The sequence below is a fragment of the Stenotrophomonas maltophilia genome, assembly GCF_025642255.1.
Taxonomy (GTDB): domain Bacteria; phylum Pseudomonadota; class Gammaproteobacteria; order Xanthomonadales; family Xanthomonadaceae; genus Stenotrophomonas; species Stenotrophomonas maltophilia_P.
Genome location: NZ_CP106759.1, coordinates 1673259 through 1692487, shown reverse-complemented (window position 1 = coordinate 1692487; position 19229 = coordinate 1673259). Strand labels below are relative to the sequence as shown.

20 protein-coding genes are annotated in these 19229 nt (G+C 63.6%); 13 read left to right on the top strand and 7 right to left on the bottom strand.

Annotated features, from left to right (window positions below; all coding sequences use genetic code 11):
- The first annotated feature begins 154 nt into the window (after positions 1-154).
- A complete protein-coding gene (locus N8888_RS07890) occupies positions 155-1156 on the top strand; it encodes a helix-turn-helix domain-containing protein (protein ID WP_263177989.1) in 1002 nt (333 codons plus the stop codon).
- An 86-nt stretch (positions 1157-1242) separates the two neighbouring features.
- Positions 1243-2487, top strand: coding sequence for a hypothetical protein (locus tag N8888_RS07885; RefSeq protein ID WP_263177986.1), 1245 nt, complete (start codon positions 1243-1245; stop codon positions 2485-2487).
- A 24-nt stretch (positions 2488-2511) separates the two neighbouring features.
- Here N8888_RS07885 and N8888_RS07880 read toward each other — a convergent pair whose 3' ends face one another.
- The 3 genes from N8888_RS07880 to N8888_RS07870 all read right to left on the bottom strand — a co-directional run bounded on the left by N8888_RS07880 (position 2512) and on the right by N8888_RS07870 (position 4686).
- Positions 2512-2997: a hypothetical protein gene (locus N8888_RS07880; RefSeq protein WP_193396292.1), complete on the bottom strand. Its 486-nt coding sequence runs from the start codon at positions 2995-2997 to the stop codon at positions 2512-2514.
- Between the two features lie 96 nt (positions 2998-3093).
- Positions 3094-3678, bottom strand: a complete 585-nt coding sequence (locus N8888_RS07875) for a TetR/AcrR family transcriptional regulator (protein WP_193396291.1) — start codon at positions 3676-3678, stop codon at positions 3094-3096.
- Between the two features lie 54 nt (positions 3679-3732).
- Entirely contained in the window at positions 3733-4686 is a 954-nt protein-coding gene (locus N8888_RS07870) for an AraC family transcriptional regulator (protein ID WP_263177983.1), read from the bottom strand.
- Between the two features lie 102 nt (positions 4687-4788).
- Here N8888_RS07870 and N8888_RS07865 point away from each other — a divergent pair, with 102 nt between their 5' ends.
- The 6 genes from N8888_RS07865 (at position 4789) to N8888_RS07840 (ending at position 8214) form a co-directional block, all read left to right on the top strand.
- The gene (locus N8888_RS07865) at positions 4789-5625 is read left to right on the top strand and encodes an oxidoreductase (protein ID WP_263177982.1); all 837 of its coding nucleotides are present in this window, start codon (positions 4789-4791) and stop codon (positions 5623-5625) included.
- Positions 5626-5658: 33 nt separating this feature from the next.
- Positions 5659-5973, top strand: a complete 315-nt coding sequence (locus tag N8888_RS07860; protein ID WP_053517574.1) for an ArsR/SmtB family transcription factor — start codon at positions 5659-5661, stop codon at positions 5971-5973.
- A 2-nt stretch (positions 5974-5975) separates the two neighbouring features.
- Entirely contained in the window at positions 5976-6434 is a 459-nt protein-coding gene (locus N8888_RS07855) for an SRPBCC family protein (protein ID WP_263177981.1), read from the top strand.
- A 133-nt stretch (positions 6435-6567) separates the two neighbouring features.
- Positions 6568-6987 carry a helix-turn-helix domain-containing protein gene (locus tag N8888_RS07850; RefSeq protein WP_263177979.1) on the top strand — a complete coding sequence of 140 codons (420 nt, stop codon included), beginning with the start codon at positions 6568-6570 and terminating at the stop codon, positions 6985-6987.
- Positions 6984-7850 carry an alpha/beta fold hydrolase gene (locus N8888_RS07845; protein ID WP_263177977.1) on the top strand — a complete coding sequence of 289 codons (867 nt, stop codon included), beginning with the start codon at positions 6984-6986 and terminating at the stop codon, positions 7848-7850. The genes N8888_RS07850 and N8888_RS07845 overlap by 4 nt, the downstream gene beginning before the upstream one ends.
- Positions 7843-8214 (top strand): DUF4180 domain-containing protein, encoded by a 372-nt coding sequence (locus N8888_RS07840; RefSeq protein ID WP_111186661.1) that lies wholly within the window; start codon positions 7843-7845, stop codon positions 8212-8214. Before N8888_RS07845 ends, N8888_RS07840 begins: the two co-directional genes overlap by 8 nt.
- Here the strand turns inward: N8888_RS07840 and N8888_RS07835 are convergent.
- Positions 8211-8993 carry a 3-hydroxybutyrate dehydrogenase gene (locus N8888_RS07835; RefSeq protein WP_197600481.1) on the bottom strand — a complete coding sequence of 261 codons (783 nt, stop codon included), beginning with the start codon at positions 8991-8993 and terminating at the stop codon, positions 8211-8213. The two genes, N8888_RS07840 and N8888_RS07835, sit on opposite strands and share 4 nt — an antisense overlap.
- A 128-nt stretch (positions 8994-9121) precedes the next feature.
- On the opposite strand from N8888_RS07835, the gene N8888_RS07830 reads away from it, so the two are divergent.
- The 3 genes from N8888_RS07830 (at position 9122) to N8888_RS07820 (ending at position 12903) form a co-directional block, all read left to right on the top strand.
- A complete protein-coding gene (locus N8888_RS07830; RefSeq protein ID WP_263177974.1) occupies positions 9122-10501 on the top strand; it encodes a M1 aminopeptidase family protein in 1380 nt (459 codons plus the stop codon).
- 249 nt (positions 10502-10750) lie between these two features.
- A complete protein-coding gene (locus tag N8888_RS07825) occupies positions 10751-11023 on the top strand; it encodes a nucleotide pyrophosphohydrolase (protein WP_227255387.1) in 273 nt (90 codons plus the stop codon).
- Positions 11020-12903, top strand: coding sequence for a DUF2075 domain-containing protein (locus N8888_RS07820; RefSeq protein WP_197600479.1), 1884 nt, complete (start codon positions 11020-11022; stop codon positions 12901-12903). Before N8888_RS07825 ends, N8888_RS07820 begins: the two co-directional genes overlap by 4 nt.
- A 66-nt stretch (positions 12904-12969) precedes the next feature.
- Here N8888_RS07820 and N8888_RS07815 read toward each other — a convergent pair whose 3' ends face one another.
- Both N8888_RS07815 and N8888_RS07810 read right to left on the bottom strand, forming a co-directional pair.
- Positions 12970-13701 carry a hypothetical protein gene (locus tag N8888_RS07815; protein WP_263177971.1) on the bottom strand — a complete coding sequence of 244 codons (732 nt, stop codon included), beginning with the start codon at positions 13699-13701 and terminating at the stop codon, positions 12970-12972.
- Between the two features lie 98 nt (positions 13702-13799).
- Positions 13800-14639 (bottom strand): type 1 glutamine amidotransferase domain-containing protein, encoded by an 840-nt coding sequence (locus N8888_RS07810; protein ID WP_263177969.1) that lies wholly within the window; start codon positions 14637-14639, stop codon positions 13800-13802.
- Between the two features lie 97 nt (positions 14640-14736).
- Between N8888_RS07810 and N8888_RS07805 the strand changes: the two genes are divergently transcribed.
- Both N8888_RS07805 and N8888_RS07800 read left to right on the top strand, forming a co-directional pair.
- Positions 14737-15660 carry a LysR family transcriptional regulator gene (locus N8888_RS07805; RefSeq protein WP_263177967.1) on the top strand — a complete coding sequence of 308 codons (924 nt, stop codon included), beginning with the start codon at positions 14737-14739 and terminating at the stop codon, positions 15658-15660.
- 555 nt (positions 15661-16215) lie between these two features.
- On the top strand, positions 16216-16572 hold the full coding sequence (locus N8888_RS07800; RefSeq protein WP_263177965.1) for a hypothetical protein: 357 nt from the start codon (positions 16216-16218) through the stop codon (positions 16570-16572).
- A gap of 36 nt (positions 16573-16608) precedes the next feature.
- Here N8888_RS07800 and N8888_RS07795 read toward each other — a convergent pair whose 3' ends face one another.
- Complete coding sequence (locus N8888_RS07795) at positions 16609-19155, bottom strand: tetratricopeptide repeat protein (protein ID WP_263177963.1); 2547 nt, start codon at positions 19153-19155, stop codon at positions 16609-16611.
- Positions 19156-19229: the final 74 nt, after the last annotated feature.

Below are 19229 nucleotides of genomic sequence, written 5' to 3'. Positions count from 1 at the left end.
GACCGCTGGTAATGACGTTAGGCAGCGCACTTGCATGGGGTCGGATCCCTTTCGAAGGAAACGGATCCGACCCCAGCCGCCATATATCCCGCAGGCATCACCTCATGACCGCATGCCACGCGGCGGCATGCACCATCACCGGTAGCATCAGGCCATGCCCATCCACGCTGCCGATCCCACCGCGCCGACCGTCGCCATCGTGGCCTGCCACGGCCAGGGCCTGTTCGAGTTCGGTTGTGCGGTGGGCCTGTTCGCACCGGTGCGTCCGGAACTGGGCGTGGCGTGGTACCGCACGCAGCTGTGCGCGGGCGAACCCGGTGCACTGCGCATGCTCGGCAATACGCAGGTGCAGTTGCCGCATGATCTCAACGCGGTGGACGATGCGGACATCATCGTCATTCCCGGTTGGCGCGAACCCAGTGAACGCCCGCCGCAGGCGTTGCTTCATGCGCTCGTCCGCGCCCACGCGCGCGGCGCCCGCATCGCCTCGATCTGCTCCGGCGCCTTCGTGCTGGCCTGGGCCGGCCTGCTCGATGGCCGCCAGGCCACCACCCACTGGCGGCTCACCGAAACGCTTGCGCAGCAGTTCCCCCGCATCGGCGTGCGCGACGACGTGCTCTACGTCGACGCCGGCAGCATCATCACCTCGGCCGGTTCGGCCACCGGCATGGACATGATGCTGCACATGGTGCGCAAGGATTACGGCGCGCGCGTGGCCAACCTCGTTGCCGAGCGCCTGGTGCTGGCGCCCTGGCGTGATGCCGGGCGCAGCCAGCGCGTCAGCCGCGCCATTCCCAGCGGCGAGCCGACGCGCCTGGCCAAGCTGATGGAATGGATGCGGCGCAATCTGCGCGAACCGCACTCGCTGGGCAGCCTGGCCGAACAGGCTGCGTTGAGCCAACGCACCCTGCAACGGCAGTTCCTCGACGCCACCGGCCTGTCACCCATTGACTGGCTGATCCGCGAACGGGTGGCTTTCGCCCGCGAACTGCTGGAAACCACCGACCGCCCCCTGCACTGGGTCGCCGAGCAGGCCGGTTTCGGCTCACAGGAATCGTTCCGCCGCCATTTCCGCGGGCTGGTCGATGCCAGCCCCACCGAGTACCGCAGCCTGCATCGGCAGGGCATCGAAGCCGATCGACTGGTCGGCTGCTGAGGGTAGGCCTGCGGCAACGTCCGCCTTTCCACGCCGCCATCGGACCGGCAAGATATCGCCATGTCCCGCAGGCCGATGGAACGGTGATGACTGACCGCCCTTACAGGAACTACCGCTTCGGGATAGGCGTGTCGCTGGTGCTGGCGGCGTTCATCGCCACCCTTTCGCTCATCGCCGTGGCCACCCCCAATCTGGGTTGGGGCGTTGTGGCGCTGGCCACCCTGGCGATCTGGGTGGGCGTACCGTTGCTGCTGGTGCTTGCGCTGGCGTGGCTGCGCTACATGGTACGGGACCGTGGCCAGGTGCCCGGCCGCGTGCACGCTGTGATGTTCGTGCCCACCGCCGCAGCCATGCTCATCGTTCCGCTGTGGCACTCCCTGCAGAACACCTGGGACAGCTTCGCCGGCGGCTCGCGTGCCGCCATCGCGGAACTGCACGTCAATCTCAGCGGGCAACCGCTGTGGCTGGACACCTCGCCGTATGCATCCACCGGCTCCGGCGCTGGCCCGGACCTGCCCATGCAGGGCGACACGCCCGAACGTTTCATCGCCTTCCACCGCTACCCCAACGCGCAGTCCGATGCAGACAGGGCATTCCCGTATGAAGACGGGCGCTTGAAGCGCTCGGTGGACCACTACCGCTACGCCACGCCCTCTGGAGATCGTGCCGTCACCGACGTGCCCCTGCTGCGCCGCCCCTATCCGGACCTTGCGCCCTTCAACGCGGCATGGAGACGCCCGGGCACGCCGGAACTGGTGCACCTCTATTACCACTACCGCGATCATGTGGAGGTCGCGCCCGCGCTCGCACGCCTCAGCGGCACTACCGCAGATGATCTGGAGCGCAGCCGCTTCGAAGGCCTGGCGCTGTTCAAGGTCCACAACTACGGCGGTGCGCCCATCGTGCGGATGGAGGTCAATGGCCTCACGCTGGACATCGGTGACGGCGCCATCGCCAACATCCCGACGCCACCCGCGGACTGCACCGCCTACGGCTACCCGGACGGCGCCGCGCTGCTTCCGCTCGATCAGCCCCTGCAGGTCCGCTGGCAGACCAGCAGCGAGCCGATGCGCTGGCACAGCGCCCGCGTGCAGGTACCGGCGTTCCGCACGCCGCAGCCCCTCGATGGCCAGTCAACCCTGCAGCGCGTGCTGCTGTATGTGCTGCCTGATGACGCGCTGGCCGCCGAACGCTACGCGGAAATGTTCGACCGCGATACACGGCGTGGCATCCGCGCCACCGGCCTGCCCGCGGCGGCCGCTGCGGTGGCCACCTGCGGCAGCGCCTACGCCACCTATGGCGAAGACGCGCCGCCGCCGCTGGCAGACTGAGCAGCGTCGCCGCGGCGCCCGTTCTCAGCGGCGGCCACGCATCCGCCAGCACTGTGCGATGAAACCGAGCACGAACACCACGAAACACCCCAGCAAGGTCTGCAGCACGACCGGAGCCATCGGCGCGGCCGCAATCGGATGTGCCACCGGGATGCGGGTCAGCGTTTCATTCACACCCGGCACCAGCGAGAGCAGGAAGCTGAACGACAACGCGAAGGTGGACAGATACCGCGCCGCCCGCCCCAGGAAGCGCAGGCGCGCGGCTAGCACCCCGCCGAAAGCAACCAGCAGCACGATCACGCCAAAGGCGTGGCCGGGATTGAGTCCGCCCGTGCTGGACACGGTGAACGAGGTTGCCACCGACAACACCAGGCCCAGCAGGTAGAGCTTGCCGGCACGCGTGGCCGGATCGATGGCGCGGTGGCGGACCAAGCCATAGAGACCGGCCACGATGGGAAGCAGGCTGACGGCAGTGTGGATGACGCCGAGGGCGGACAGCGGGTGTGGCATGGGAGTACTCCATTGGGCTTCAATAAACCTACTAGTAGGTAGGCTTGGTGGGCAAAAAGAAGACCCGCGTTGCCGCAGGCCTTCCGCATACAGTTCTCAGGCGGCGCTCACCCGCGCGATCGCCAGCCGCGCCAGGGCCGCGAAGGTGGCCGCATCGCCAAACCCCCGCGCCGCCAGCATCGCACCGTGCACGGACGCCATGAACGCCTTGGCTTCGTCGTCCGCCGGGCCCTGCAGGCGCAGCTGCCCCTGCGCAGCGCCCTTCAGCAGGGTACGGGTCAACCACTCGGTCAGGTCCTCGAAGTGGCCGCGCACCTCCTCGGCAATCTCCACCGGGATCATCGGTGCTTCCGCGGCCAGCATCGCGCAGATGCAGAACGACGCCGTTCCGCCGGCAATGCAGCTGGACCAGTAATCGACATAGGCGTTGAGCTCCAGCAGCGGATCACCCAGCTGCCGGTCCAGCAGTGCCAGTCCCTCGCGCGCCTCGGCCCGGTACAGCACCACCACCGTGCGCACCAGATCGGCCTTGCTGGGGAAGTGGTGATGGATGCTGGCCTTGCTGATGTTCACCCGCGCGGACACGTCCGCGTAGCTGAAACCGTTGTAACCACCGGCTTCCAGCAGGGAACGGGCCTGCGCCAGAATCTCCAGCGCCTTCGGGGACAGCGACTCTTTCATGGCGCAAACCTACTAGTAGGTAGATAGGCCTGTCAACGGGCCGACCCGCGCCGTTCAGTGGGAAGACACATACAGCGCACCGGCTGGCGCGGGCGGCACCGCGAAGCTGCGCCGCATCCGCGCCACTTCCGCCGCCGGCGGCAGGCCGAACAGACGCTTGAACTCCCGGTTGAACTGCGACGGGCTGGCATACCCCACCGCCAGCGACGCCGCTTCGGCGGTCATCCCCTGGCGCAGCATCAGCAACCGCGCCTGGTGCAGGCGCGTGGACTTCACGTACTGCATGGGCGAAGTGCCGGTGACGTCACGGAAGTGATCGTGGAAGGTCGCCACGCTCATCCCCGCCTCCGCCGCCAGGTGTGCCACGTCCAGCGCCGTGGCATAGGCCGCATGGATCTGCCGCAACGCCCGGCCGATGCTGCCGAAACGGCCGCGCATGGCCAGCGCCTCGCGCATCGCAGCGCCCTGCGCGCCGGTCAGCACGCGGAAGTACACCTCGCGCACCAGCGCCGGGCCCAACACTGCCGCTTCCCGTGTGTCGCCCAGCGCATGCAGCAGCCGTATCACCGTGGCCTGCATCGGCGGGTCCATCGGGCTGGCCATCATGCTGCGCGCGTGTGTCTGCCCCGGCGCCTCATGCGCATCCAGCGCAAGCAGCAGCTCCGCCGCCAGCTGCAGGTCCAGGTGCAGGTAGATCGCCAGCAACGGCGCCTCCGCCGACGCGTCGGTTTCCATGGTGAACGGCACCGGCACCGACACCGCCAGGTAGTGCTGCGCGTCGTACTGGTAGACCTGCCCGCCCAGGTAGCCGCGCTTGACGCCCTGGCAGACGATCACGATGCCCGGGTCGTACAGCACCGGCGTGCGCGCCAGCGGCCGGTTCGAGCGCAGCAGGCGTACGCCCGGCACGGCGGTGAGCGTGTAGCCCTCCTCCGGCGCCAACGCGTGCAGCAGCCCCACCATGCGCGCCTGCGCATCCTGCTGCACCGGATCATCGCCAGACCGCACCGCACACCTCAGAGGAATAGGCAAGATCGGCCGAAGCTTAGGCCTGTAGGGCATCCCCCACAAGCACTACTGTGCAAGCCCGCTTTCCATGAGGCCATCACCATGTCCCCCTCCCGTCTGCTGCTCATCACCGGCGTCAGCAGCGGCTTCGGCCGCGCCCTCGCCGAACAGGCCCTGCAGGCCGGCCACCGCGTGGTCGGTACCGTGCGCAACGAACCGGCCCGCCAGGCGTTTGAATCCCTCGCTCCCGGCCGCGCGTTCGGCCGCCTGCTGGACGTCACCGACCACGCCTCCATCAACACGCTGGTCGATGCCATCGAAAGCGGCATCGGCGCCATCGACGTGCTGGTCAACAACGCCGGCTATGGCCACGAAGGCATCCTCGAGGAATCCACGCTGGACGAACTGCGCCACCAGTTCGAGGTCAACGTGTTCGGCCCCGCCGCGCTCATCAAGGCCGTACTGCCGCGCATGCGCGCGCGCCGCCGTGGCCACATCCTCAACATCACCTCGATGGGCGGCTTCATCACCCTGCCCGGCATCGCCTGGTACTGCGGCAGCAAGTTCGCACTGGAGGGCATCAGCGAGGTGCTGGGCCAGGAAGTGGCCGCGTTCGGCATCCACGTCACGGCCGTCGCGCCGGGATCGTTCCGCACCGACTGGGCCGGCCGTTCGATGGTGCGCGCACCGCGCAGCATTGGAGATTACGACGCCTTGTTCGACCCCATCCGCAGTACGCGCGAGGCCAAGAGCGGTCATCAGCTGGGCGATCCGGAAAAGGCGGCGCAGGCCATGCTGAAGATCATCAACAGCGACGCACCGCCCAGCCACCTGTTGCTGGGCAGCGATGCCGTGCAACGTGTGCGTGACAAGCTGCAGGCCATGTCCAGCCGCATCGACCAGTGGGAGGTCGTGAGCCGATCCACCGACGGCGGTTGACATGCAGGTACCTACCTGCCTATTCTGTCCGCCATGGATGCAGACAAGGTGTTCAAGGCCCTGGCCGACCCCACGCGCAGGACGCTGCTGGACCTGCTCTGCGCAGACAACGGCCAGACGTTGGGCCAGCTGTGCGAACACCTGGACATGGCCCGGCAATCGGTCACCCAGCACCTGGGCCTGCTGGAAGACGCCAACCTCATCAGCACGGTGCGCCGTGGCCGCGAGAAGCTGCACTTCATCAACCCGGTGCCGCTGCATGACGTCTACGAGCGCTGGGTACGCAAGTTCGAGCAGCAGCGCCTGAGCCTGCTGCATGACCTGAAACGAGAACTGGAAGGAGAATGACGATGTCCGCAGCGTCCACCCGCTTCATCCACGTGGTCTACATCGCTTCCACGCCACAGAAGGTGTTCGAGGCCATCACCCGGCCCGAGATCGCCCGCCGCTACTGGGGCCACGAGAACGTCTCGGACTGGAAACCCGGCTCGCGCTGGCAGCACGTGCGCGCCAACGACACGCGCTCGGTCGAGCTGGTCGGCGAAGTGGTGGAAAGCACCCCACCCTCGCGACTGGTCATCACCTGGGCCGCGGCCTCGCAGGCCGACAACCCGGACAGCTACAGCCGGGTCACCTTCGAGATCGTGCCCTACCAGGACATGGTGCGGCTGACCGTCACCCACGACGATCTGGAACCCGGCAGCGGCATGGATACCGGCATCCGCCAGGGCTGGCCGATCGTGCTGTCCAGCCTGAAATCGTTGCTGGAGACCGGCAAGGGTCTGGACGTGTTTGCCAAGCCAGCGTAGTCGTCGGGATGGCTGCCCGCGCAGGCGGCACCAGGGAGATGCCCCCCTGTCGCCGCCTCGGCAAAACTCCCAATCGATCCCACCAATTGCATTCTATGGAACAATAGGGAGCACATGGTTCTCGAGTTCCGATATGTCCCCCGCGCTGCTAACCGTCGAACAGGCTGCCCAGCAGCTCAGCCTGCACCCCAAAACCGTCCTTCGGCATATCCGTAGCGGCCAACTGCGCGCGACCCGCATCGGCAAGTCCTATCGCATCACCGCTGAAGACCTCGACGTGTTCACCGGCACCGTGCGTGAGCCCTCCGCTGCGCGCCCACAGCTGACCACGGTGGTGGATATTCCCGGATGCGGTGCGGCACGTGCCGCCGACCTGGTCCGTGCCCTGTATGCGCGCGTCACCGGCCGCGAGGCCGACGATGAGCCGCTGCGCATGGAGACGATCTATTCGCCCGAGCACGATGTGCTCAAGCTGATCGTGATCGGTGGCCTGGCAGGTTCCACGGCGCTGCTGGTCAGCCTGCAGCGTCTGCTGCAGGACCACAGCGCATGAAGCGGCGCCGCCCCGGCATTCCCACGCAGCGCGTACTTGCCGCCTACCGCCAGGTGCTTTCGGACTGGCCGGTACCACACGAATCGCACCATTTCGCCACCCGCGCCGGTTCGACATTTGTGGTCAGCTGCGGCCCCGAACACGGCCCTGCCCTGGTGCTGCTGCATGGCACCCTCAGCAATGCCGCCAGCTGGATGTTCGATGCCGCACGTTGGAGCGAGTACTACCGCGTGCATGCCGTCGACATCATTGGCGAACCGGGTCTCAGCGAAGGCACGCAACCTGCGCTGGACAGCGATGCGCATGCGCAATGGCTGGATGATGTCCTCGACGCACTCGGCGTGGAAAGCGCTGCATTCGTGGGCCTGTCGTTCGGCGGATTCCTGGCAATGGATTACGCGTTGCGAAGGCCTGCCCGGGTTAACGCACTGGTTCTGGTCAGCCCCTCGGGTATCGGGCGCCAGCGTGCATTCCTGCTCAAGGCGCTCCCACTGTTGCTGCTTGGCCGATGGGGGCGCGAGCGCCTGCGCCGTGCGGTCATGGGCCCCGAGCCACTGCATGCACCTGCACGTGCGCAGCCGCTGCTCGACCTGTTGGCATTGATCCGTGCCGAGGTCCGACCACGTCCGCTGCGCATTCCCCGCATCAGCGACGAGCGCTTGGCTACGTTGCATCCACCGGCAGCCCTTGTCATGGGCGCGCGTGATGCCCTCATCGACACCCCTGCCGCCGCCGAACGCATGAAACGGCTCGTCCCGACGGCGGACGTCACCCTGCTGGCAGACGCCTACCACTACATCCCCGGCCTGCGCGAAGACATCCTCGCCCGGCTGCGTCGACTGCAGAGCCTCCAGCATGAATGATTCCATTGAGTACATCGGCACCATCCGTCTCCTGCGCATCGCGCCGCAGGGCCCGACACTCGATGCCAACGGCCTGCGCGACCTGGTCGGCGACGCCCTTGGGCATCAGGCCGAGTGGATCGCCATTCCGGTGCAACGCCTCTCTCCGGACTTCTTTGAGCTGCGCTCCGGCATGGCCGGGCAGTGGCTGCAGATGCTGGTGAACTACCGCCTGCGTTTTGCCGTGCTGGGGGATGTCAGCGCCCACCGCGCACAGAGCGAATCGCTGGACGCGTGGATCACCGAATGCAACCGCGGCCGCAACGGCTGCTTCGTGGCCGACTGGGACGCGCTGCGGGCGCGGCTTGCGGCGCCGGCCCGCTAGCGCGCGGTCCAGCCCCCGTCCACCGGCAGCGCCGTGCCGGTCATCTGCGCCGCGGCGTCCGAAGCCAGAAAGACCACGGTCTGCCCCAGCTGCTCGGGGGTGACAAACTGCAACGAGGGCTGCTTTTCAGCCAGCAGCGCACGCGCGGCGGACTCTTGGTCGATGCCCTCGCGCTCGGCCAACGCGGTGATCTGCTGCTCGACCAGCGCCGTTCGCACCCAGCCCGGGCAGATTGCATTGGCGGTAATGCCGGTGCCCGCATTCTCCAGCGCGGTCACCTTGGTGAACCCCACCACGCCGTGCTTGGCCGCCACATAGGCCGACTTGTTCACCGAGCCCACCAGCCCATGCGCCGAGGCGATGTTGATGATGCGGCCGGCGCCCTGCTGCTTCATGTAGGGCAAGGCCGCCGCCGTGGCATGGAACACCGCCGAGAGATTCAGCGCCAGGATCGCGTCCCACTTCTCTACGGGAAATTCCTCGATCGATGCGGTGTGCTGGATGCCCGCGTTGTTCACCAGGATGTCGATGCGGCCCATCCTCGCGACGGCGTTGGCGATCATGTTCCGTACGGCCTCGCCCCGGGACAGATCGGCGCCGTCATGCGCCACGCGCACACCGAACTCCGCTTCGAGGTTGGCACGGAGGCTCTCGATCTGCGCCGCATCGCCGAAGCCGTTCAGCACGATGTCGGCGCCCTGTCGCGCCAACGCCGTGGCGATGCCAAGGCCAATACCACTGGTGGAACCGGTGACCACCGCGACCTTTCCGTTCAACATGGGCGAGCTTCCATCACGTGCAGGGGGCCAGTGTAGCTCCGCAACTGCACGCCACGCGTGGATGCGCCCCTCTCGGCAGGAATTCATATTGGCTCTATAGTCGGCGCCATCCACCCAAGGATGGCTCGATGAACCCCAGCAAGGCCCTGCTGCCGGCGGCCCTCGCCGCACTGCTCGCTCCTTCCCTCAGCCAAGCCGCATCGCCCGAGCAGCTGGCAACGCCGCTCACCACTGGCAGTGTGCGCCTGGATATCGCCAGTGGCCGCGTGGAGGGCGATGCATGCCTGTCCAATCGCCCCGCCGACGCACAGGGCCACTTCGTGCTCAATGCCGGTCTGAACGTCGCACGGGTCACCGATGACGAGGGCAAGCCGGTCGGATTCGATGGCTGGTACGACCCGGGCGTGGATGGCGAGGCGCGCGTCTACACTCTGGCCGAGCCCACGGCCACGCTCTGCGTGCAGTACGTGGGCGCGTTCCCGCTGTACCCGAAGCACGATGCCATGGGCGACTTCAAAGGCATGATGGCCTTCAACGGCGACAGCGCCCGTTTTACCGAGCAGTCTGCATGGCTGCCTCAGGCGTTCGACCCCAAGGCCCGCGTGCGCGGCAGCGAAAGCCGCTACGACCTGCAGGTGGACTGCCGCGGCTGCCGCTTCCTGTACCTCAATGGCAGCCCCGCCATCGAAGGCACGCAGGGCCGCTTTCGCAGCGACAACGCGCGGCCCATCCTGCTGTTCGGTGGCAGCGGCCCGATCACCCACACCGCGCAGGTCACCCTCCTCAACGAGAGCCTGCCCACGCCCAAGGTCGACGCGCTGTCCCGCGTCGTGCAGCAGGTGGCCGACGCGCACGCGCGCTACATGGGCGTGCCGCTGGCCGACCGCCCCACCTTCCTGCGCATGGTCACGCTCAACCAGGCCGAGCGCGACCGCGACGGCAGCGAATGGGGCTTTGCCACCTGGCCGACCATCGCCATGAGCGGCAGCATCGGCAACGTGGCCGATTCGCTGCTGGCCGGCGGTGAACAGGCCGAACGGCGCGTGCAGTACATCGCGCACGAAATGGGCCACTACTACTTCGGCACGCTCAACCGGCCGCAGGGGCCGTACTACTGGGTGCTGCTGGAATCCAGCGCCGAATTCCTGTCGATCAAGGCGCTGCGTCAGATCAGTGGTGACGCTGCGGCGGACCACTATGTTGCAAGGTTGCAGGCCACCGTCGATGCGCTCGATACGCCGCTGCCGGCGCTTGATGCCGTCGATGGCCACTCGGACCTGGGCGAGATGTATCGCTACGTCTATGGTCCGTTGCTGCTACTTTCGCTGGAAAAGCAGGTGGGTGAGGCGAAGATGCAGGCCTTCATGCGCGGGCTGCTGGCCGCGCCTTCACCGAAAGACTGGGCGGAGCTGCAGGCCATTGCACTGAAGGCCAGTATCGATGCCGAGGCCTGGCAGCACTGGCAGGCCAGCTGTGTGGCAGGGGGCAGGCCGAGGTGTCGGGGCTGATGCCGGGACGGGCAATCATCGCCTGATCGCATCACCAACAAGGGCGCCCATTGGCGCCCTTGTTGATTGCAGGGCAAGGCCGAAACGTCGCTTACGCCCCACTGGCATGGGTAGAATTGGCCAAACCCTGTCGTATAAGGCCATGCCATGGAACACCCTCTTGTCGAGGTTCGGGGCGCTGCCCAAGCGCTCAGGGAGTTCGCCGAAGCCCGTGACTGGGCCCAGTTTCACTCCCCCAAGAATCTTGTCATGGCCCTTTCCGGCGAAGTTGGAGAGCTGAACGAGATCTTCCAGTGGATGACAGAGGCCGACTCGTTCAAGGCGGCGACTTCGGAAACCACCGCCAAGGCCGTACGCGATGAAGTTGCCGATGTAGCCCTGTACCTCATCCGGCTGTCGGACGTGCTCGGCATCGATCTGAACGAAGCCGTCAGCAGCAAGCTGGCCACCAATGCCGCCAAGTACCCGGTGGACCTCTCGCGGGGCGTCAGCACCAAGTACAACAAGCTGTCGCAGCCATGATCGTCTACCAGGCAGACAAGGCGTCCTTCCTTCGCCAATGCAACGACGAGGAGATCGAGGAGGTCATCCGCGCCAGCTTCAAGGCGGCGACGAAGGGCGACGTAGGCGAGTCCGAGATCCGTTCCTGGCGCGAGTCGCTTCGGTACGTCGCGCGTGCACTCACCCATCACTCCATTCCCGATGACATCGGCGTGGCGGTGGAGTTCATTCTTCCCCAGTCGAAGAAGCGCATCGACGTCGTCCTGACCGGTCGCTCCGAGGACGGCTCGCCCCACGTCATCATCGTCGAGCTCAAGCAATGGTCCGCCATCAAGCCGACCAAACGCGACGCCATCGTGGAGCTTCGCGAAGGGCAATCACTCGTTCACCCCAGCTATCAGGCGTGGTCCTATGCTGCATTCCTGGAAGGCTTCAACGAAGCGGTCCATGAAGGAAAACTCCAGCTCCACCCCTGCGCCTACCTGCACAACTATGTGCCGGACGGTGTGATCGATTCGCCCCACTATCAGCCCTACATCGAACGTGCCCCGCTCTTCCTGAAGAGCACCGGGGACCTCGAAAAGCTGCGTGGCTTCATCAGTCAGCACACCAGCAAAGGCGATGGCGCGTCCGTGCTTGCCGAGCTGGAGAATGGGCGAATCCGCCCTTCCAAGGCGCTCGCCGACGATGTGCATCGGCTGTTGAGGGGAAACAGTGCCTTTGCGCTGCTTGATGAGCAGAAGCAAGTATTTGAAGCCGCCAAGGCCGCGTGTGCCCAAGCGCACGCCAGCGGAAAGCCCCGCGTCGTCATCGTCGAAGGTGGTCCAGGTACGGGCAAGTCCATTGTCGCGGTGAATCTTCTTGCCGCGCTTCGCGATGGGTTGACCGTCAAGTACATCTCCAAGAATGCGGCACCTCGCGCCGTCTACAGCAACACGCTCATCCAGAAGCCCGAGAACGCCCATCTGGTGCATCTTTTCGGCGGGTCCGGCTCCTTTACCGAGTCGGCACAGAACGCGTATGACGTGTTGGTCGTGGACGAGGCACACCGCCTTACCGAGAAGAGCGGGTTCTATGGAAACCTGGGCACGCACCAGATCCAGGAACTGATAAATGCCGCACTGTGCAGTGTGTTCTTCATCGATGAAGACCAGCGCGTCACGCTGAAGGATGTCGGCACCAAAGAGGCCATCCGGGACTTCGCCATGGCCCGTGGAGCGACGGTGGAGGAGTACATACTGTCTTCGCAGTTCCGTTGCGCGGGTTCAGACGGCTATCTGGCGTGGCTGGACGATGTACTGCAGATCCGGCCTACCGCAAACACGACGCTGGACGAGAACAGCTACGACTTCCAGGTATTCGATGATCCGTCCGCGCTGCATGCCGCCATCGAAGCGAGGAACACCGTCAACCGTGCGCGCGTTGTGGCCGGCTACTGCTGGCCTTGGAACAGCAAGAAGAACAGCAAGGAGATGGACATTGTCATCGGCAGCTACCAGCGCCAATGGAACCTCAATGACGACGGAAGCCTCTGGATCATCTCGCCGGACTCGATCGACCAGGTGGGATGCATCCATACCTGCCAGGGTCTGGAAGTGGACTACATCGGGGTGATCATCGGGCCGGACCTCGTCATGCAGGACGGCGTGCTCAAGACCGTGCCGCGCGCGCGGGACCGGCACGACAAAACCATGAAGGGTTTCGTGAAGCTGTCAAAGGCTCATCCCGCCCACGCCGCTGAACTCGCGGACACCATCATCAAGAACACCTACCGCACCTTGATGACCCGAGGGATGAAGGGCTGCTACGTCTACGCGACCGATCCGCAGGTTGCCGCCTACTTCAGGGCCCGACTGCAGTCCGTCGCCAGCGTTGAGCACGCTGTAGAGGTGGAGGCCTGAGCGCCTCCACCTGACAGGCCATCAGCGGTAGATTCACGCGGGGCGAAGATGCTCCCCCTCAACCCATCACTTCCAGTGATCCGGCCCCAGAAACGGCAGGCTCAACACAAACACCGGAACCGCCACAGGAATCAAAGCGGCACCCAGCACCTTGCCCGCCGCTGCCCCCACGCCCGGCGTGTCCTCCCGCTCCGGCAGGATACGCTCGGCGCGCGCGTTGATCGGCTGCGCCAGCGTAGCCTTCTCCGCCAGCGCCGCAGCGTCCGGCAACTGCACGCGTTCGCCATCGCCCTCGAACAACGCGCTGTAATAGCTGCCACCCTTCTTTGAAAGGTCGCAGGCGCGATCAAAAGCCAGCGAGTAACGGCTCCGCTCCAGCGGCAGGTAGTAGCGCGCGCGCTCATCGACCACCTTGGCTTCTCGCGGTGTGACGTCAATCCGTTCCAGCCTGAACTGCAACGCCTGTTGCGGCGTCACCTGCTCCGGCCGCAGCAGCAGCGCGTAGCTGCCATGCACCTTGGCCTTGTTGGCCGGGTCGCGCCAATCCTCGTGGAAGTACATCTGCGCGCACACCACCGCCTCGCGCAGCGGGCTGTCCATCAGGGCGCGGTAGTCACGGAACGGCGCCGCGTCGAAGCGCATCGGTTCGTCGTAGCGCGGCAGCAGGTACAGCTGCCCATCGTTGGCCACGAAGGAACCGGTAATCTCGCGGATCGAGGTGTGCTGCTCCGGGCCGCTGGCGCACCCGGACAGCAGGCCCAGGCACAGGGCGGAGAGAATGAAGAAGGACGTTCGCATGTCGTGTCGAGGGCTTCCCTGGCAAAGGGCCTCGCCAGAACGCGCGAGGCCAATCCGCCATGGTGCCACGCCGGCCATCACACGCCCAATCAACCGGCTTACTTCAACCGTTCAAGCAGCCGCTGCCCCACTTCCAGCGCCGAGGCCGGGTTCTGCCCGGTAATCAGCTCGCGGTCCACCACCACATGGCCGGTCCACGGCGTGGTGTTGCTGCTGAACTTCGCACCCGCCCGCTGCAACGCGGTCTGCGGGTAGAACTTCATCTCGCCGCCGCCCAGCAGCGGCTTGGCCTGTTCTTCTTCCTGGTTGCTGATCACCGTCATCTGGTAGCCGCTGTAGATCCACTTCGGCGTGGCCGGCAACGCACCCGCGTCCAACTTTGCCACGAAACCCGCTGCATCCGGCAGGGTGGACAGCAGCGCGATCGGCCCGTGGCAGACCAGCGCGGTGGTCTTGCTGCGCTGGTGGAAGTCGGCCAGCAACCGGCCCAGCGCCGGGCTCTTCAGCAGGTCCTGCATCGGCGCGTGGCCACCAGGAATGTAGACCGCATCGAAGCGCGCGTAACCCTGCTGCTCGATGCGCGCCAGGCTGACCACCGGTGAGGTGGTCGGCGAGGTCAGCGCCAGCTTGTCCAGCAGATCCTTGTGCAGCTTCAGCTGTGCGGCATCGTTGCCGAAGTACGCGGGCGTCACCGAGGACGCATCCACCGTGGGCGCCCGCCCCTGCGGCGTGGCGAAAGTCACCGCGTGCCCCGCGTCCAGCAGCAGCTTGACCGGCTGCATCAACTCGTTGAGATAGAAGCCGGTGGACAGCACCTTGCCGTCCTTCAGGTCCAAGTGGTTTTCATCGGACAGCACCACCAACACATTGGCGGCCTGCGCGCCGCTGGCGGCCAGAGTCAAGGCCAGCGCTGCGGCCAGCCGGGTCATCAGGTTCATGGGATAGCTCCTATCGGGGAATGGCCGCCACTTTATTCATCGCCCCAGCGGCGATAAATTGGCCTCATCGCAAAACATCTGTTCCCCGGAGAGCCAAATGAGCCGCAAGTTCGACTATCTGGGCGACGTGGAAGTCTTCCTGGCGGTGGTGGAGCACGGTTCGTTCACGGCCGGCGCGGTGGCGCTGTCCACCACGCCGTCGGTATTGAGCCGCGCGGTCACCCGCCTGGAAGCGCGGCTGGGCCGCCAGCTGCTGCAGCGGACCACCCGCCGCGTGGGCCTGACCGACGCCGGGCGGCTCTATCGGGAACAGGTGCGCACGGCCTTTGGCCTGCTGGACGACGCCGAGCGCGACGTACAGGGCCAAGACGGCGCGCTGGCAGGCCGCGTGCGCCTGAGCGTGCCGACCACCTATGGCCACTACCGGCTGCCGCCCGTGCTGGCGCGCTTTGCGCAGCAGTACCCGCAGGTGCAGGTGGAACTGAACATCACCAACCGCAATGTGGACCTGGTGGCCGAAGGCTTCGACCTGGCCATCCGGCTGGGCCAGCTGCCGGACAGCGGGCTGGTGGCACGCAAGCTGGAAGACGCGCCGCTGCTGCTGGTGGCTGCGCCGGACTATCTGCAACGCCGCGGCACGCCGCAGACGCTGGACGACCTGCAGCAGCACCTGTGCCTGCCCTTCGTGATGCCGCGCACCGGGCGGCTGGCGCCGTGGATCTTCCGCGACAGCGGGCGCGACGTGGACTGGCTGCCGCGTTCGTCCATCGAGACCTCCGACGATGTGCTGGGCGTGGTGTCGCTGGCCGAACAGGGCATCGGCATCTGCCAGAGCTATGAGTTCATCGTGCGCGAACGGTTGCGGCGTGGGCAGCTGGTGGAGGTGCTGCCGCAGCTGCGCGGGAGATCGCGGCCGTTCTCGGTGATCTATGCGCCGCATCGGCGGCAGTCGGCGGCGGCGCGGGCGATGATTGAGTTGCTGGTGGGGAATGCGGCCGAAGCTGAGGACGGCGTTGGTTGAGGGTGCGATGCCTGCTGGCCGTGTCGTGATTGAACCGCTTTTTGAGGTGCGCGGGTGATCGGGCAGCGACGCCAGCCGATTTTGAGCCGAAAGGGATGTTAAGAAGGCTGTCGCGCTATTCGCTTGCGGCATGGGCGATTACGCCAGTTTGATTCGCAATCAGCAGGGTGACTGCGCGAATGCGTCTGGCGATGTCGCGTGCTGCACGAATGGTGCGTGCCACAATAGTTCTTCGCTCTCGATTCGTGCGATTTCTTCGGGAATTTCTATTGGCATTCGGAGCGACGGCGTAAACACCATGGCGCGCCACCGACAACGGGTGGCACCGGGTCTGCAAACCCGTGACGATTGCTGTGCCTGTTGTTTACGCTTGCCCGTCGGCACCGTACCTGAACGGTGCCGGCGGGCAATCCGTCGGCCTTTATGGCGGGCGGTGCGTGGGGGTTTTCGGACCCACCGGTCATGGCGCTACTTCGTCCCGGTTTGCAGCCACGCATCGTCCGCCACCCCGTTTACGCGGTGGCGCTGTCAAGCACAGCCAGGGAAACCGACGCCATGAACGATTCCGAGAACTTCTCCTCGTATACATCCGTTGAGCCCATCAACGACGACATCCCACCGCCCGACCTCAACTCCCTGATCGGCATCCTCAAGCGCATCCGTCGGTGTGAAGGCGCGGATGGGCTGCCCTGGCCGGAAAACGATGTGTCGCCTGGACGCCGAGTCAGCCTCGCGAGGAGTGAGCGCGCGATGGTGGGGGCGCTGACAGTGCTGGAGGTGCTGCACGCCGCGGATCGCTGCCGGGTGGCGGCGGACCCGGAGCGGCATTTGGATGAGGGAGTGGTTGATGGGTTGTTTCTGGCTTGCCGGGGGTTGGTTGAGTGGGCTTGTCGGGAAGTTAGGCCGGAGTAAGTCGCCATTTCCCCTGCCTTGGAGCAGCCCAAGCAACTACAACAGCACAATGCGCTCTGCGTGTTTTCGCCCAGTCGAGTCAGAGTGAATGTCATATCGAACGGCACGCCCCTCGCACATATCTTTCCATAGTGTGGAGGTAACCCAGGTCCTATTTACATACACCTCGACACCGAAATTATCCTTGAGGAAACCAAAATTCTCAGTTCGGCCTTGCTGCTTGAGTACACCCGATCGACCGTGCACCACCTCGGCATCCGACCCCTCATCATCCGATATTACAGATCCAGGAGAGAGGTTTTTTATCAAAATAATAGTATCATCAAGCACATCCTTATCAACAGCGAGCGGCAGAAGCTTTAGAGATTGAATTGTCCTAATTCCCTTCGCAAGATGCTCAATCAGCAGATTATCAACAACCTCTGGCTTAATTTCCCGAAGGAAATCATTCAACTGTCCGATGGCCTCTAGAGCTCCACGCGGATCACCAGTACTCAAACGATGCTCCGCCTTCCTTACATGGAGCTGCGCCTGTATATCGTTCACAATCTTTTCATCACGAAACGTTTTAAATCCAGCGCGCCACGCACTATCTATGTGCTGCTGAGCAGCATCAAAATCATATAAAAATAGGCTGGCGCGAGAGGCTTCTCGTAATACTGCGGTTTCATTTGGATCAACCTTCAAAGCCTCCTCAAAATCGGAGAGGGCATCAGCATGATTACCATAACTCCGCATAAGAAAACCACCACGAAAGAAGAATAGTTGAGGCTGATCCTCACCGACGTCGAACGCAGCTTCGTACGCGGCAATAGCCCCCTGAAGATCTCCTTGACGAAAACAAATGAAAGCAAGTGTTCGGTATACCTCAAAGTACTCAGGGGCAGATATCTTTAGATCCTTGATAATCTCGTGCGCATCTTCAAATCGCGATTTAAGCGTGAGGCTCGCAGCATGCCTGAGTCTCCTAGCTGCAATTGCTTCCGATTGAGTTCGAACCACAAATGAGCGAGCGTCGTACCTATTTCTCTTGCTGCTACCGCGCTCTTCCTGCAAGGCACTACCAATTGCCCTAGACCTAGAGAGAATATCATCCACATCTTTCGGCGTAAGCCTGAGAACGCGAATCACATATGATCTCGCAAACGGCTTTAATCTATACAGCCGCTCATACTCAGATGAATCCGATTTCTCGATCAATCCAAATCGCATTAACTCGGCAAGTCCTGACTCAATCTGAGCGGAACTCTCAAGAGAAATATTCTGCATCACGGTAGCCGACAAGGGCTGAGGGACAGCTGCCAGAATTGCGAGAACCTTCTTTGCGTTATCACCAACCCTCTGAAATACATTTTCCATGCAGAACTTCAGAGCGATCTGTGGGTCCGCCGTTATTTGCGCCGGATCCAGACCCGAGGAAACCCCTATGGCAAACCACTTTATAAGAAGAGGCTTATTTGCCAACTTGCGAAGGTGCCGCCGGAGTATCGGCTCTTGCACGCGACGGAGGCTCTTAATATCGTAAGCCTCAATTAGCCTTCGAAGGTATGTCAGCGCCTCATCGTCCGTGAAAGCACTAACCTTTACTGACAGATCTCCACCCAAGGGAACCCTGGACGTGAAGATCAACTTACTCTGACCAGGAACATCTGACGCAAATTCAATTAGAGAATCATCCAGAACCGTCTCAAGATTATCTATAACCAGAAGAACCTTATTCTGTTCAAGCAATCGGCGCACGCGCTCTATCGGAAGATCATCACCCGCTTCGAATTGCTCAGCGATACTTTCAAATATCCCGAGCGATGACGATATCGCGCCTTCGATCCTCTCAATTTCGTTACCTGTCAATCTATTAGATTTTGCTGAAACCCAGACAAAAGCATCGAAATCGTGGTCATTAGACTGCAGCAAACCATAGATGGTTTGAAGAGTCAGAGCCGTTTTTCCATCACCGCCATCACCAAGCACCGTAACTACGGGGTGTCGCCCCAGAATTTTCTTCTTCAGCTCCTTCTCAAGCTGTTTTCGGGGCTGGAATCCCGTATCATCGTAGTCCGGGACCGGCAAATTATTTAAGACCTCGCCAGGAACAAAATCATCCCAAAGCGAGATCGTGACCTTCAAGAGCGCGTCAGGATTCTCACCGTACTCCTTATAAGTAGCGAACAGCGATGGCCAGTATGCTGGAGCCGAGAGAAAATCTCGCGCAATGGAGAATCCGACCGAATACTCCTCCGTAGTAAGCGGCCTACCGTGCATCGTCGAGTTCCTTATAGGAATCGCCAATTCAAAAGCCGCTCTATTTCTTAGATAGTAATCAGCTGACGCCTGATCAAGCTTTTCCTTATGCCTAAGAAGAATTGAGTACTTATCTCCGAGATCCAACCCATGTAGCAGCTCGGAATCGTCAACCCCAATGTCACCCCCACGAGCCTGAAGCCTCGACTTTGCCTTCTCCCGCTCCTGAGAAGTGAGTATTTCCGGACATTCGAAACCGCAGGCACTACGAATTCGCGCGACGAGGTCCCGTTCAATTGCATCAAAGAAGATGTAAAGCGCGACACGCTGATAGCTAGCCATAATCCCTCCCTAGATTTGGAATCATGTTACCCAGCGGCCTCAAATGCAACCCGCGCTGACCGCTTCTCGCTACG